Consider the following 13,454-nt stretch of genomic DNA (forward strand, 5'->3'; position numbering starts at 1 on the left):
TATTTTTGAATTGAATTATCTTCTATAATTTTACCATACAAAAGATACAAAGTACAATATCATAATTAACAAAATGGCGACAATGCAAGTAATTGAAAATGATGTAATGGTTGAAGAAAGAGTATTCAACTTCAACGGTCCAGATGATGATTCTGATGACTTCGATGGCGATGAAGACGATTTCGAATTAGATGATATCGACGCTATCGGCGGAGGATACGATGACTTCGACGACGATGAAGACGACGATTTTTAATCGAGAATAATCTGAATCACTTTTACCAATACATCATGTTGGGAGGGCTATGTGTGGCCTTATAAAGGATAAAAGAAATTGAGCAAGCTTGGAAGAGATTCCAGGCTTTTTTTGTTAGATATTAGATGTGAGATATTAGATGTTAGACGCGTGGTTTTTTTTAATGGAGGGTTGTTTCAACCTTTCGATTAAACTAGAGAAGTTTTGAACCAGGAAAGGAAGGATGCAAGGATAGTCAGTATCTCTTGTCTTTGTATCAGGAAAGGAAGGATGCGAGGATCGTCAGGATGCGTTGTCTTTGAACCAGGAAAGGAAGTTGCGAAGATAGTCAGGATGTATTGTCTTTGACAGGAAAGGAAGGATGTAAGGATGATCAGGATGCGTTGTCTTTGAACCAGGAAAGGAAGGATGTAAGAATCGTCAGGATGCATTGTCTTGAACCAGGAAAGGAAGGATTTTAGGATGGTCAAGTAGCATTGTCTTTGAACCAGGAAAGGAAGGATTTAGAAGATTTACATGATCCTGCGGTTGTGTAACATGAACTGTGTCAATGGGGAATTAACCTAAACCTAAAAGCTCTTATCTAGCCTGATTCTATCACCAAATTTAATGTAGAGTTGGGATATCGTCAGTGCCCAGTTATGTGCGGGCATAGTCCATTTTTTGGGAATATCCTTGATGATCAAATACATCAGTTTTAAGAGCGCCTGTTCTGAGTTGAAAGCTCCCTTTGTCTTGGTTATCTTTCTGATCTGTCGATGCATCCCCTCGATGGGGTTAGTCGTATATATAATCTTTCGTATCTGCTGATCATATTCGAAGAAGGTGGAAAGATTTACCCAATTTTCCAGCCATGACTTAACTGCTAGAGGATATTTCTTCCCCCATTTTTCCTCGAACAACAGCAGGTTCTCATAACCCATTTCTTCATTGACCGCTCTGTAGATTGGTTTCATGTCGGCTATTACTTCCCTTTTGTCCTTATCTGTCACATAGCGTATGCTCGAACGGATCTGATGAACAACACAGAGCTGGATCCTGGTCTTTGGAAATATGGCCTCTATAGCTTCAGGGAAGCCCTTAAGCCCGTCAATACAGGCAATCAGGATATCCTCAACACCGCGTTGCTTTAGGTCCGTAAGAACCGAAAGCCAAAATTTAGCGCCCTCATGTTCTGAACTATAAAGCCCGATCAGGTCTTTACGACCATCCATACCTATACCCAATATATTGTAGATGGCTCTTGATTCTACCGTTCCGTTCTGACGAACCTTATAGTGCATGCAGTCCAGAAATACAAAAGGATAAACAGCTTCTAAGGGGCGACTTCGCCATTCATTGACAGCAGGCATGACGCTTTCGGTAATCCGAGAAATCTCTGTCGCGGAAATCTCCATAGCATACATTTCGCGGATGAAATCGCTGATAGCACGCATGCTCATACCTTTGGCATACATACTCAAAACATGACCTTCTAACTGTTCTGTAATGATTAATTGGCGTTTGGGGACAATCTTAGGCTCGAACGTTCCAGATCGATCGCGGCTCGTCTCCAACTCGAAGGTGCCCGTATGCGGACCCCGGACCGTCTTTTTGGTCTTGCCGTTCCTACGATTACTATTGCCTGAGGCTTTTTCTTCTTCAAGATGGTTGTCCATCTCGCCCGAAAGCATCGATTCCAATAAATGTTTCATCAGGGGCGCCAGAACGCCGTCATTGGGAGATAGGCTCTTGCCTTCGGATAATCCTTGAAGCGCTTCTTCCTTGAAGCGTTCAAAGTCAAATGGGGTCTTTTCTTTCATGACCGTATCGTTTGAATAATTGAATATAATGAATTACATCTAATTATTCCCCTGACACAGTTCAGGTTACAGTCTCGATCCTGCTAATCCTTGCATCCTTCCTTTCCTGGTTCAAACAACTTTTTATCAAAAACAACTTATCCTGACTTAAATCAATCGAAACATCTTATCTCAAAATGCAGAATCTAACGTCTAATATCTAATATCTAATATCTAATATCTACTTAGACAATGAAAACGGCAAATCTCCCCTGCTAACCCCTCTATTTTTGTTGGGTTCTGCGCCCATATCAAAGCTTAGGTTTGCTCCCTTCATAAGCTCGCTATGATTGATAAAGTTTTTACTATAGCTTCTACCATTGAACTTCATGCTTTGGATATAGCGATTCTGATCCGAGTTATTTTTTGTTTCAATAGTTACCTTCTTACCATTGTTTAGGCTGATGGTTACCTTATCAAATATGGGCGATCCTAAGACATATTCGTCAGTTGCTGGAGTTACGGGATAAAAGCCCATCGCCGTGAAGACATACCACGCTGAAGTTTGTCCGTTATCTTCATCGCCGCAGTAGCCATCTGGGTTTGGAGAGTACATGCGGTTCATGGTCTCACGAAGCCAGTATTGCGCTTTCCAAGGTGCTCCAACATGATTGTATAAGTATATCATGTGCTGAATAGGTTGATTTCCGTGCGCATACTGTCCCATATTGGCGATCTGCATTTCACGGATCTCGTGTATTGGGAATCCATAATAGGAATCGTCGAATACCGGTGGAAGATGGAATACGGAGTCGAGTTTAATTTCCATAGCTTTATGTCCACCCATCAGGTTAGCTAGTCCTTCAACATCTTGAAAAACCGACCAGCTGTAATGCCAACTATTACCTTCAGTGAAGGCGTCGCCCCATTTAAAAGGATTGAATGGTGTAGACCATGAACCATCTTTGTTCTTACCGCGCATCAGTCCGATGGATTGATCGAAAAGCTTTTTGTAATTGAAGGAGCGCTCCTTGTAAAAATCTAAATCTTCCTGGGGTTTATTCAGCGATTTGGCTAACTGATAAATAGCAAAATCATCATAGGCATATTCAAGCGAGCGAGCGGCATTTTCATGTATTTTCACATCGTAGGGAACATAGCCCAACTCATTGTAGTATGTTGCTCCTGCGCGACCTACAGCCGTAATAGGACCAGCATTATTCGCTCCTTTATTCACAGCCTCGTACAGGGTTTCAATATCTTTGGATTTCACCCCTTTTATCCAGGCATCTGCAACAATCGATGCTGAATTATTCCCTACCATAATATTTCGGTAGCCGGGACTTGCCCATTCCGGGAGCCAGCCTCCCTCTTTATAGGCATTTGCAAGCCCTTCCTGAATCTTTTCGTTCACATCAGGATACATCAAATTCAAGAACGGAAACAGACAGCGGAAGGTGTCCCAAAAACCTGTATCTGTAAACATATAACCCGGCAGCACCTTTCCGTTATAAGGTGAATAGTGCACGACCTGGCCAGCAGAATCAATTTCATAGAACATACGCGGAAACAATAGCGATCGATATAACGCAGAATAAAATGTTCGGATTTGATCGATGCTTCCGCCCTCTACTTCGATTTTCGAAAGCTCGGTATTCCAACGCTCCTCGCCGTTTGCTACCTGCTCGTCGAAACTGATGTTGTCAAGTTCTTTTAGATTGAGCTTTGCCTGTTCTGGACTGATAAAGGATGACGCGACTTTAACGAGCAGCTTCTCTCCTGCATTCGCTGTCTTAAATCCCACTAGAGCGCCTACGTGATCTGCTTGTATCTTTAAACGACCATCGGTCAACACCGAGTCAGCGAAGGTTGCAAGGTTCGCGAATGGACGGTCGAACTCCATGACAAAGTAGTTCTTAAAGTTATCCGGAACTCCCCCACTGTTCTTTGTGCTATAACCAACAATCTTTTGCTCGCGAGGGATAATCTCAACAAAAGATCCCTTGTCGAACGCATCGAGCAGAACGAAAGCGGAGTCTGTTTTGGGAAATGTAAAACGGAAGTAGGAAGCTCTCTCCGTCGGGGTAACTTCTACTTTGGTATCATAATCCGCTAGGTATACGGAATAGTAATGCGGCTTCGCAATTTCAGCTTTATGGGAGAAATAACTAGCGCGCTTATCCTGATCGAAGGTTTTGTTGCCAACCATCGCCATTATGGAAAACTGCCCATAGTCGTTCATCCAAGGGGATGGTTGGTGAGTTTGCTTAATTCCTCTTATTTTTTCAGCGGTATAAGTGTACATCCAACCGTCGCCCATTTTACCGGTTTGCGGGCTCCAGAAATTCATTCCCCACGGCATGGCAATCGCTGGATAAGTATTGCCGCTAGAAAGAAAATACGTCGATTGGGTACCGACAAGCGTGCTCACCATATCAATAGGACGTTCGATCTTTCCTATCTTTTGAGCGTAAGTTGTAAGGATAGAGCCCCCCAATAGGAAAGCTGTTGCAAGAATTTTTAATCGCATAGGCTTTTTAGGATTAATTCGTTGCTTAAATATAGAAAATATTCCTTGATAATAGCTGCTAAAAGTATTTAGCCTTCGAAAGACAAGATGATTTTCCCGAAATGATCTTTGCTCTCCATCTGTCGATGAGCTTGCACGGCATCTTGATAATCGAATATCTGGCTCACTTCTACTTTGTACCTGCCGTCTTCGATGAGCGGGATCACCTTTTCTTGGATTTCTCGAGCAAGCGACGTCTTGAAGGCAATATCGCGTGAGCGAAGCGTGGATCCTGTTAGGGTTATGCGCTTATGCATAAGCTTTAAGAGATTCAATTCGACCTTGGCACCTTGCATCGCATTGATATAAACCAGTCGTCCTTCTGGATTCAAGATTTGAATGTTCTTTTCAAAGTATTCTCCCCCGATCGAGTCTAGGATAACGTCCATACCGATGGCAGCCAAAGCCGCTTCAAAGTCTTCCTCGCGGTAAATAATCGCTTTGGTAGCCCCTAACTCCTCTGTGAGCAGCTTTTTGTCCGCTGTTCCAACAGTAGTATACACATGGGCTCCGAAAGCTTTGGCAAGCTGTATCGCGGTCGTGCCGATCCCTCCCGCACCGCCATGTACAAGGAAATTCTCTCCGCTATTTAATCTACCTCGTTGGAACACATTATGCCATACGGTGAATAAGGTTTCGGGAAGTCCTGCGGCTTCAGAAAAGCTAATATTACGAGGCTTCGCAATACAAATTCCCTCATCTACCACCGCAAGTTCAGCATATCCGCCACCAGCCAATAGCGCCATGACCTCATCTCCTATTCTAAACTTAGTTACCTTGGCTCCTAGCGCCTCCACAACACCGGACACCTCTAAACCTGGGATGTCCGCAGCTACGCCCTCAGGTGCCGGATAATTGCCTTTTCGTTGAAATACATCCGGACGATTAATACCAGCAGCTTTCACGCGGATGAGCACCTGATGTTCTTGAAGGATCGGATCCGGGCGTTCCTCAATCTTCAATACTTCAGGCCCGCCGAACGCTGTAATTACAATGGCTTTCATTATTTTTTATTTGGATAGGATTGCAATCTGATATTGAGTGTCAACATCAAATAGCGCCCTAATCTGTTATTTCTAGATTCGAAAACATCATTCCCCGCATATTCTGTCAATACGCCGACATTTTTATTTTGATCAAGCAGGTCAAAGCATTGCAAGCGAAGCAATGCTAGATTATTCTTCATAAAGGTGTACTCTAGGTAAGTATTGATGATTGTTGGATTCACGTCACTCAACTCACTAACATACCCGTTGTAGAATCGCTGCGACATCTCTGCGCCTAACACGAACTTATTGCTGATATACCCTTTGCCACCTAAGCTTAAAAGAAAAGAATGCGCCGCAATCTTATTCCGATATGGCAATTCGTAAATAGCTCTATTCAAGAAATAGTTGGTATTGAACACCGACTCGAAGTACTCATTCCAGTTATAACGGAACTGCAGGTTTTGATTAAAAAGCAATTGTCGAGTTGTACTCTTTCTGGTATCAATAAAAGAAAGGTTGTTATAATATTCAACATCACCATTTAGATCAAGCTGGAAATTGTCGTTGATAACTGGCGTATTAAATAGGTAGTTCCACCGAACATCGTAATAACCGTTTGTATTTTCAAAAGAGGTTTCCTGTATAGTCGACTCTTTGGATACTGACTTTTTTGTACTTACGATCTTATTATTGATAAAGGTATAAGCGAAGCTGGTTTCGAAATATTGGCCCCTATTCGTAACGAACTTACGCAGGCTAGTAGAAATCTTATTATAGAATTCGGCCTTCAATGCAGGATTACCAACGATAATATTTCTGGAATTGGAGTTATCACGCACTGGCGAAATATGCAGGAAATTGGGCTGATTGTTTTTCCCAAGGTAGGAAAATTGTAAATCAAGCTCATCATTTACCTTGTATCGAACGTTTGTCGTTGGAATAAGGTTTACATTACTGTAATTGTAAGTCGCTGAATCTCCCTTAACTTTACCATCTAGACTAAGAGGCTGGACCGCAAAGCCCAAATTAACACGGAATCTATTATTGGGTTCATACTGATAGTTTAATCCGGTTTTAAAGCTCCGAAACTGATAAGCATACTCAACGCCTAAGGAATCTATTATTTCGAATGGTTCCTTTCTAACCATCCGGCGTGCCTCGATATCCGTAATGTCAATATCGTAGGAAACCTCCAAAAGACTGTGCTTGAAAAAAGGCTCTACATACGAAACAGATGATTTAATCGTATTAAGATCGTTTCGTGCATCAACAATTTGCTCCTGTTCAAACATACTGATAGATGGGTTCACGCTGGTCGTATCATAAATAACGTAGCTCTCTGTGACACGTTCATCCTTCCCTATCGTTTGAAAATTAAATCTAAAATCACCTACTAACTTTCTTCCCGGTTTCTTGAAATACTTGGAATAGAACATCAACACCTCTGCCGTCGGCGTAGAATTCACAGAACTATCTTTCTGTTCACCACTTTCGCTAACTCTATAATTCTGGCGGGTGGTATATTTATTATTATCTACAAAAGTTCTGTTGTAGGTAATCGTAGGTTTGATTTTAAATATATCCTGATTCTTAAATTTAGAATTGATTTCAAAGAATAATTTGTGATAGTTATCTAGGGTCGTAGTACTATAATCCTCTTTCTTATGGATCTTAAAATTGCTATAGGAAGAAGTTAATAAAGAGTTACCTTCTGTCAGATTGTGACGGCTTTGATAGTTATAGCCTCCAGATATCTGTATGTCTTTCCCCCAATTATCAGAAAAGCTGACACCTACAGACCCCAGCTTATTCAAGCCATCAGATTGATCAGCGTAGTCGCCGAACTCCCCGAGCGAAGTTGCTCTGCCACCGGCACCATTAGGAGAACCAAATGCGAACAAACTGGTATTGGTATTATTTAAGGACCCAACAACAGAGATCTCTTGACCATCATTAAATTTATTGATACCCAAACTACCCAAATATCGCTCGCGCGTTCCACCGCCAAGCGTCCCTTGTCCGAACGTAATTTTCTTCTTATTATCTTCTAAGATGATATTAATGATTTTTTCGGGCTCCGTATTCTTGATTCCTTTCTCTGCTGATGCAGTACCGTAATCATTGATTACTTCAATCTGCTTGACAAATTCAGTAGGAAGATTCCTCGTCGCGGTTAGCACATCACCTCCGAAGAATTTTCGGCCATCAACTTGTACCCCGGTAATTATTTGGCCATTGTAAAATGGCGTCCCATCACGCAAAACTTGAAATCCCGGAATGTTCTTTAACGCCTCTTCGAGCAGCGATCGCTGTGGAAATGAAAAGGCCTTCATATTAAACTGTATAGTATCTCCCTTATTGACTATCGGAATGTATTTCATCACCCGTACCTCTGGGATTAAGTTGGCCTGCGGATGGAGAGTAACCTTTGGCGCAAAAATCTGATCTATAAAACGGTTAGCGGGAAAAGTCTTCTTAACGATTTGATGCCCCAGCATACTGTAAGTTACACTGATATGCTCACCTTTTATCTTGTTGATACGATAGAAACCATTGGCGTTCGTCGTAACAACAATCGTATCTGCCGTACTGCTTAAGCGCACTGAAACCCCTTTCAAGCCCATACCAATAGTATCTACCACCAACCCTTCAATGCTTCTGGCGCCTTCTTGCGCAAGCAGCTTCGGAGAGACCGAAAGGCAGACCATCAACACGGTCAAGATATAATAAAGATTATGCACCTAAGATAGTTCCTATAGAGTAATTTAAATCTACTAATTCACAATAAATGAAATTTAACATTAAAACGCAGGAACTTAAAATTTTTGTATAAAAAAAGGGGCTAAAAATACAATTTTAGCCCCTTTTTATTATTTTTTAACTTATTCTCCGTCGAAAGTTACTTTTACTAGATGACGGTCAATTTCCCATCTTCCAGTTCCGTCTTCTCCGATTACGTCGAATAGCTCAAGAATACGACGAGCAACATACTCTTCTTCAACTTGTTCCTCTAAGAACCATTGAATAAAGTTGAACGTTACGAAGTCCTTCGCTTTCATACACTTATCAGCAATCTTGTTAAATTGTTCGGTCACAAACATCTCTTGTTCTAATGTCTGCTCGAATACACCTCTGAACGATTCGAAGTCTACAGGAACGTTAGTAACTTCAGGAGAGATCGCACGGCCACCTCTTGCTGAGATGTAGTTAAAGATCTTCAACATATGAGCACGCTCTTCGTCAGATTGCTTTGCAAAGAATGCTGCAGCATTATCTAATCCTTGATCGTCACACCATGCTGACATTGCTAAGTACAATGATGATGAGTGTGCTTCAACTTTAACTTGTGCATTTAATATGTTTTCGATCTCCTCGGAGATGGATGTTTTTAATTTCAATAAATCTTTCATAACAACTATATATAAAAATGTCCAGCGCGGATTGAATGATTTTCAAATCCAACACTACAAAGATAACGTGTTGCAATAAAAATTATTGGATTTTTCTGCAATACAAATTCAGTCTAAATTAGGCCATAAAATAGCTAACTTATTTAGAACTAGTATAATTACAGCTTAAAATGTTAATAGGGATCTTGAGTGTAGACAACTATGAATCACCCCATTAAGTTCGATCATAAACTTCGCTCCTGACAGGACTTCGCGAAGCTGAAGGATCTCCTCAATGGATAGAATAAAACAACGTTCGGTGCGAAACGGCATGATGATTTCAAAGTCACCGTTGCGTGACGAATCCGTAAGCATAGCTTCAAGATCGATACTATCAATCTTCTTTTTGAAAGCGAAAAAATCTCTTACATTGAACGCCGTAGTGGCACCTTGAAACTCCAACCAATAACAGTTTTGTCGGCTACATTGGTAGACCGCAGCGTCATCGGATACAAATACTTCTTCAACGTTTGCTAAAGGACAAATCATGTTTTTCATTAGTCTGGAACAAATCTAAATAATATTAAGAATTAATCCAAATAAATAAACATAATAAAGTTCGTTCGCTCCTAGAACAATGATTTAAATTTTAGATATTCGTCTAAATATTTTTGAACACTTACTGAATCAAGGTAGAATAGTTGCGTATCAAACTCTACCCGGCGGAATTCCTCGTTCACTAAAGAAGTGCTCAGATGCTCTTCCAAAGCATCCCACAATTCCTTCGCTAAAGGAATGAATGCCAAATCCGTCATTCCATAAGAACCTTTCCAAAACCTAATTTCATAATCTGGATGCAAAAGTTCGTTTATGGCAGCTAGTAATTTGTTTAAATTTATTTCTCCATTTGAGTCGGCGATCTGTATAGACTTTTGATTGTAGATAAGACGTATGCCATTGTCATCCAAAATTTCCTTTTCTACGCATTTCATCTCTATCAATTCTTCGATCCTATAAATTATTTCGTCGACAGCGGAGTTTTCGTTTAACCACATAACAAGCTTGGTGTCGTCCATAAGCTTCCTCCCATCGGCACTTTTAACCAATGATTCCAATGTTTTTAATTTATTTAGGGGCATGTTGTTTGTTTTATTAACCTCAAGTTAGCAAGAATTCCCTAAGGATAAAACTATTAATTACCTATTTGTATAGATAATTAACTACAAACTTATCAATCAAGTATTTGTCACGTACGTACAGGAAATATACGATTACCACTAATCAACACATTTCTTTTTGTACGAAAATGATATGCATAAAAAAAGCTGTCTCATTGAGGCAGCTTTTCTTTTCAAATTTTATATTTCTTAGAATTCTTCTTCTTGATTTAATATCTCTTTGTGGTTACTTGCGTTTGTTCGTGTTTTTGTTTTGTGCTTATTAATCTGTCGTCGGATCGATTCGATAGCAACATCTGTGGCTTCTTCGAAAGTCTTTGCTTGTGCCTTAGCGAACAACTGATTGCCGGGAACATTAAATTTTAACTCGACTACCTTGTTTGCTTCGTCATCAACATTTTCTAAACGCAAATAGCATGCGCCCTCGATGATGTTGTCCAAAAACTGATTTAACTTCTCTGATCTCTTCTTAATGAACTCAATTAACTTTTGGTCTGCATTAAATTTAATAGATTGCACTGTAATGTTCATTTTTCCTCCTTTTTTAAGCCTTTGGATGGGCTTGTTTATAAATTGATTTCAAACGTTCAGCTGAGTTATGGGTATATACTTGTGTCGCCGACAACCCAGCGTGACCTAATAACTCTTTAATTGCATTCAAATCTGCCCCATTATCTAAGAGCGCTGTCGCGAAGGTGTGTCTGAGCACATGAGGACTTCTTTTTTTCTGTGAAGTAATCATACTGAGATACCTTTTAACGATTCTATAAATGAGCTCCCGATAAGCAGGCTTTCCTTCTTTGGTAACGACTAACTCCGGTATAATGTTTTGAAAGTTCTGTTGTTTTTTTTCCAACATATACCGTTTCAGTTCTTCTAGTAAAGTGTTGTTGATAGGCGCAAAACGCTCTTTGCTCCTTTTTCCGAATATAAGTATTTTTTTATTATAAAAGTCAACATCTATTTCTTTAATCGACACTAATTCCGATACACGGATACCTGTTCCAAATAGTAGTTCAAGCACGATAAAATCGCGTAAATCTTCAAAACTGCTCAGTTCCCCTTCAATTTGATCCAGCAGGCTAACCATCTTTTCTTTTTCAACGATCGTCGGCAATTTCTGCGGCACTTTCAATGCTTTAATCAACGACATTGGGTTGCGCTCTACCAAACCCTCGCGAAGTAGATATTTATAATAGGATTTCAAAGCGGAGATGGAACGATTAATTGATCGAGCCTCCTTTTTAGACTCTCGTAGCGTCGAAAAATAATAACGGAGAAATTTGAAATCGATAGCATCAAAGGTATACGACTCTTGGTCCGCGAAAGCTAGAAATTGATCTATTTCTTTCTCATAGGCGGTCAAGGTATGCACCGAATAATGCTTTTCAAATCTTAGATATGTTATAAAACTTTCCTTATACATTTCCTCTTCCCTTATTGGTAATATTAGGAATTATTTTCTGAAAAAAATGTGATCTATCGCAATATAATTATTGAAATCTCTCATTTGACACGAAAATGAAAAAGGGCGAAGTGTTCACTTCGCCCTTTCCTTAGATTATATTAATATTATAATTTGCTGTTCACATCAATTGCATTCAACTCTTCGAAAGCTTGTGTCAAACGCGTAACGAATGCTTCTTCACCTTTTCTTAACCAAACACGTGGGTCATAGTATTTCTTGTTTGGAGAATCAGACCCTTCTGGGTTACCGATTTGACCTTGCAAGTAATCACGGTTCTTCGCTTCGTATGCACGAACGCCATCCCAGAATGCCCATTGCATATCTGTATCGATGTTCATTTTAATAGCACCATAAGAGATCGCCTCAGCAATTTCCTCAGGCGATGAACCCGAACCTCCGTGGAACACGAAGTTCACAGGCTTCTCTGCTGTTAAATTGAATTTCTCACGAATAAACTCTTGCGAGTTATGAAGAATAACAGGCTGTAACTTCACATTACCTGGTTTATAAACCCCATGCACATTTCCGAATGCTGCAGCTACAGTAAATTTATCAGAAACTTTTCCTAACTCTTCGAAAGCATAAGCAACCTCTTCAGGTTGTGTATATAATTTTGAGCTATCCACATCCGAATTATCCACGCCATCCTCTTCTCCACCTGTTACACCCAACTCGATTTCCACAGTCATACCTAGTGGTTTCATGCGCTCTAAATACTTTTTAGAAATTTCGATATTCTCTTCAATTGGTTCTTCCGAAAGATCTAACATATGAGATGAGAACAAAGGCTTGCCATGTTGTGCGAAGAATTTCTCGCCAGCATCTAATAAACCATCGATCCATGGTAAAAGCTTTTTAGCAGCATGATCCGTATGCAAGATAACAGCAACACCATAGTGTTCTGCTAATAAATGTACGTGCTGCGCAGCAGATACCGCTCCTAAAATGCAAGCTTGCAATCCATCATTGTTTAATGATTTACCCGCATAAAACTGCGCTCCACCATTTGATAACTGTATAATTACTGGTGAATTAACTTTTTTTGCTGTTTCCATAACGGCATTGATGGAATCCGTTCCAATAACGTTTACCGCTGGTAAAGCAAATTTCTCTCTTTTAGCAATCTCAAATAACTCTTGTACTTGATCGCCGGTTAAAACACCTTTGAAATCTTTTAGGCTCATAGTTTATTCGTTCTAAATATTTGTTGTGAATGCTTAAAGATAGCGTTTTTTTATTATTCGAAAAAATATAGTGTAAAAATTACACTATCCGAATATTACCCCTTAAATTCCCTTTAAACGAAGAGAAACTAATTTTCCATACCATAAAATAATTGAAAAATACCATCTTTTTAACAGTCCTTATGACAACTCTATAACAAGAGCTGAAAGGCATATTTAACACTATTTTGCGCACCCTTAACAATGTATTTAATATCTTTATCCTGTTAGATCATTATTAACAAATTAATACAACATGCTACAGGTATACGGAATTAAAAATTGCAACACGGTTAAGAAAGCGCTCGACTGGTTAAATGAAAACAAAAAAGACTATGTTTTTCATGATTATAAGAAGGAACCGGCAACCCTCGAAAAATTAGAACGATGGGAAAAAGAAATAGCATGGGAAGCCTTAGTGAATAAAAAAGGAACCACCTGGAAGAAGCTCAGCGCAGAAGAGCAAACAAAAGTGCAAGACGCCGATACTGCAAATCAAGTATTACTCGCAAACAACAGCATGATTAAGCGTCCCTTAATCGAGTCGCCACAGGGAATTTTATTAGGCTTTGATGAGGAGGAATACAAAGCAAAACTTTAA

The 13,454-nt window shown here is 39.9% G+C and carries 12 protein-coding genes; 2 read left to right on the top strand and 10 right to left on the bottom strand.

Annotation, left to right across the window (positions count from 1 at the left end; translation table 11 throughout):
* The first annotated feature begins 73 nt into the window (after positions 1-73).
* Positions 74-256, top strand: a complete 183-nt coding sequence (locus DSM08_RS11900; protein WP_149526364.1) for a hypothetical protein — start codon at positions 74-76, stop codon at positions 254-256.
* Between the two features lie 569 nt (positions 257-825).
* On the opposite strand, the gene DSM08_RS11905 is transcribed toward DSM08_RS11900, so the two are convergent.
* From DSM08_RS11905 to fbaA, 10 genes are all read right to left on the bottom strand, one after another.
* On the bottom strand, positions 826-2,058 hold the full coding sequence (locus DSM08_RS11905) for an IS256 family transposase (RefSeq protein ID WP_149526365.1): 1,233 nt from the start codon (positions 2,056-2,058) through the stop codon (positions 826-828).
* A 220-nt stretch (positions 2,059-2,278) separates the two neighbouring features.
* On the bottom strand, positions 2,279-4,567 hold the full coding sequence (locus tag DSM08_RS11910) for a GH92 family glycosyl hydrolase (RefSeq protein ID WP_149526366.1): 2,289 nt from the start codon (positions 4,565-4,567) through the stop codon (positions 2,279-2,281).
* Positions 4,568-4,635: 68 nt separating this feature from the next.
* Positions 4,636-5,610: an NAD(P)H-quinone oxidoreductase gene (locus DSM08_RS11915; RefSeq protein ID WP_149526367.1), complete on the bottom strand. Its 975-nt coding sequence runs from the start codon at positions 5,608-5,610 to the stop codon at positions 4,636-4,638.
* Positions 5,610-8,336 carry an outer membrane beta-barrel protein gene (locus tag DSM08_RS11920; RefSeq protein ID WP_246172231.1) on the bottom strand — a complete coding sequence of 909 codons (2,727 nt, stop codon included), beginning with the start codon at positions 8,334-8,336 and terminating at the stop codon, positions 5,610-5,612. The genes DSM08_RS11915 and DSM08_RS11920 overlap by 1 nt, the downstream gene beginning before the upstream one ends.
* A gap of 141 nt (positions 8,337-8,477) precedes the next feature.
* Positions 8,478-9,005 (bottom strand): ferritin, encoded by a 528-nt coding sequence (locus tag DSM08_RS11925; protein WP_149526368.1) that lies wholly within the window; start codon positions 9,003-9,005, stop codon positions 8,478-8,480.
* Positions 9,006-9,170: 165 nt separating this feature from the next.
* A complete protein-coding gene (locus DSM08_RS11930) occupies positions 9,171-9,533 on the bottom strand; it encodes a hypothetical protein (protein WP_246172233.1) in 363 nt (120 codons plus the stop codon).
* 80 nt (positions 9,534-9,613) lie between these two features.
* Positions 9,614-10,123, bottom strand: coding sequence for a hypothetical protein (locus tag DSM08_RS11935; RefSeq protein WP_149526370.1), 510 nt, complete (start codon positions 10,121-10,123; stop codon positions 9,614-9,616).
* Positions 10,124-10,351: 228 nt separating this feature from the next.
* Positions 10,352-10,693 (bottom strand): ribosome hibernation-promoting factor, HPF/YfiA family, encoded by a 342-nt coding sequence (hpf, locus tag DSM08_RS11940; RefSeq protein WP_149526371.1) that lies wholly within the window; start codon positions 10,691-10,693, stop codon positions 10,352-10,354.
* A 13-nt stretch (positions 10,694-10,706) separates the two neighbouring features.
* Positions 10,707-11,588: a tyrosine-type recombinase/integrase gene (locus DSM08_RS11945; protein WP_149526372.1), complete on the bottom strand. Its 882-nt coding sequence runs from the start codon at positions 11,586-11,588 to the stop codon at positions 10,707-10,709.
* 146 nt (positions 11,589-11,734) lie between these two features.
* Positions 11,735-12,814: a class II fructose-bisphosphate aldolase gene (fbaA, locus tag DSM08_RS11950; RefSeq protein WP_149526373.1), complete on the bottom strand. Its 1,080-nt coding sequence runs from the start codon at positions 12,812-12,814 to the stop codon at positions 11,735-11,737.
* A 295-nt stretch (positions 12,815-13,109) separates the two neighbouring features.
* Between fbaA and DSM08_RS11955 the strand changes: the two genes are divergently transcribed.
* Complete coding sequence (locus DSM08_RS11955) at positions 13,110-13,454, top strand: ArsC family reductase (RefSeq protein WP_149526374.1); 345 nt, start codon at positions 13,110-13,112, stop codon at positions 13,452-13,454.

This window comes from Sphingobacterium hotanense, from assembly GCF_008274825.1.
In the GTDB taxonomy this organism is placed as follows: domain Bacteria; phylum Bacteroidota; class Bacteroidia; order Sphingobacteriales; family Sphingobacteriaceae; genus Sphingobacterium; species Sphingobacterium hotanense.

Excerpts from the sequence above, each read along its gene's own strand:
- DSM08_RS11910 (WP_149526366.1), bottom strand. The coding sequence starts at position 4,567 with ATGCGATTAAAAATTCTTGCAACAGCTTTCCTATTGGGGGGCTCTATC.
- DSM08_RS11935 (WP_149526370.1), bottom strand. The coding sequence starts at position 10,123 with ATGCCCCTAAATAAATTAAAAACATTGGAATCATTGGTTAAAAGTGCC.
- DSM08_RS11925 (WP_149526368.1), bottom strand. The coding sequence starts at position 9,005 with ATGAAAGATTTATTGAAATTAAAAACATCCATCTCCGAGGAGATCGAA.
- DSM08_RS11915 (WP_149526367.1), bottom strand. The coding sequence starts at position 5,610 with ATGAAAGCCATTGTAATTACAGCGTTCGGCGGGCCTGAAGTATTGAAG.
- fbaA (WP_149526373.1), bottom strand. The coding sequence starts at position 12,814 with ATGAGCCTAAAAGATTTCAAAGGTGTTTTAACCGGCGATCAAGTACAA.
- DSM08_RS11900 (WP_149526364.1), top strand. The coding sequence starts at position 74 with ATGGCGACAATGCAAGTAATTGAAAATGATGTAATGGTTGAAGAAAGA.
- hpf (WP_149526371.1), bottom strand. The coding sequence starts at position 10,693 with ATGAACATTACAGTGCAATCTATTAAATTTAATGCAGACCAAAAGTTA.
- DSM08_RS11955 (WP_149526374.1), top strand. The coding sequence starts at position 13,110 with ATGCTACAGGTATACGGAATTAAAAATTGCAACACGGTTAAGAAAGCG.
- DSM08_RS11945 (WP_149526372.1), bottom strand. The coding sequence starts at position 11,588 with ATGTATAAGGAAAGTTTTATAACATATCTAAGATTTGAAAAGCATTAT.
- DSM08_RS11930 (WP_246172233.1), bottom strand. The coding sequence starts at position 9,533 with ATGATTTGTCCTTTAGCAAACGTTGAAGAAGTATTTGTATCCGATGAC.
- DSM08_RS11905 (WP_149526365.1), bottom strand. The coding sequence starts at position 2,058 with ATGAAAGAAAAGACCCCATTTGACTTTGAACGCTTCAAGGAAGAAGCG.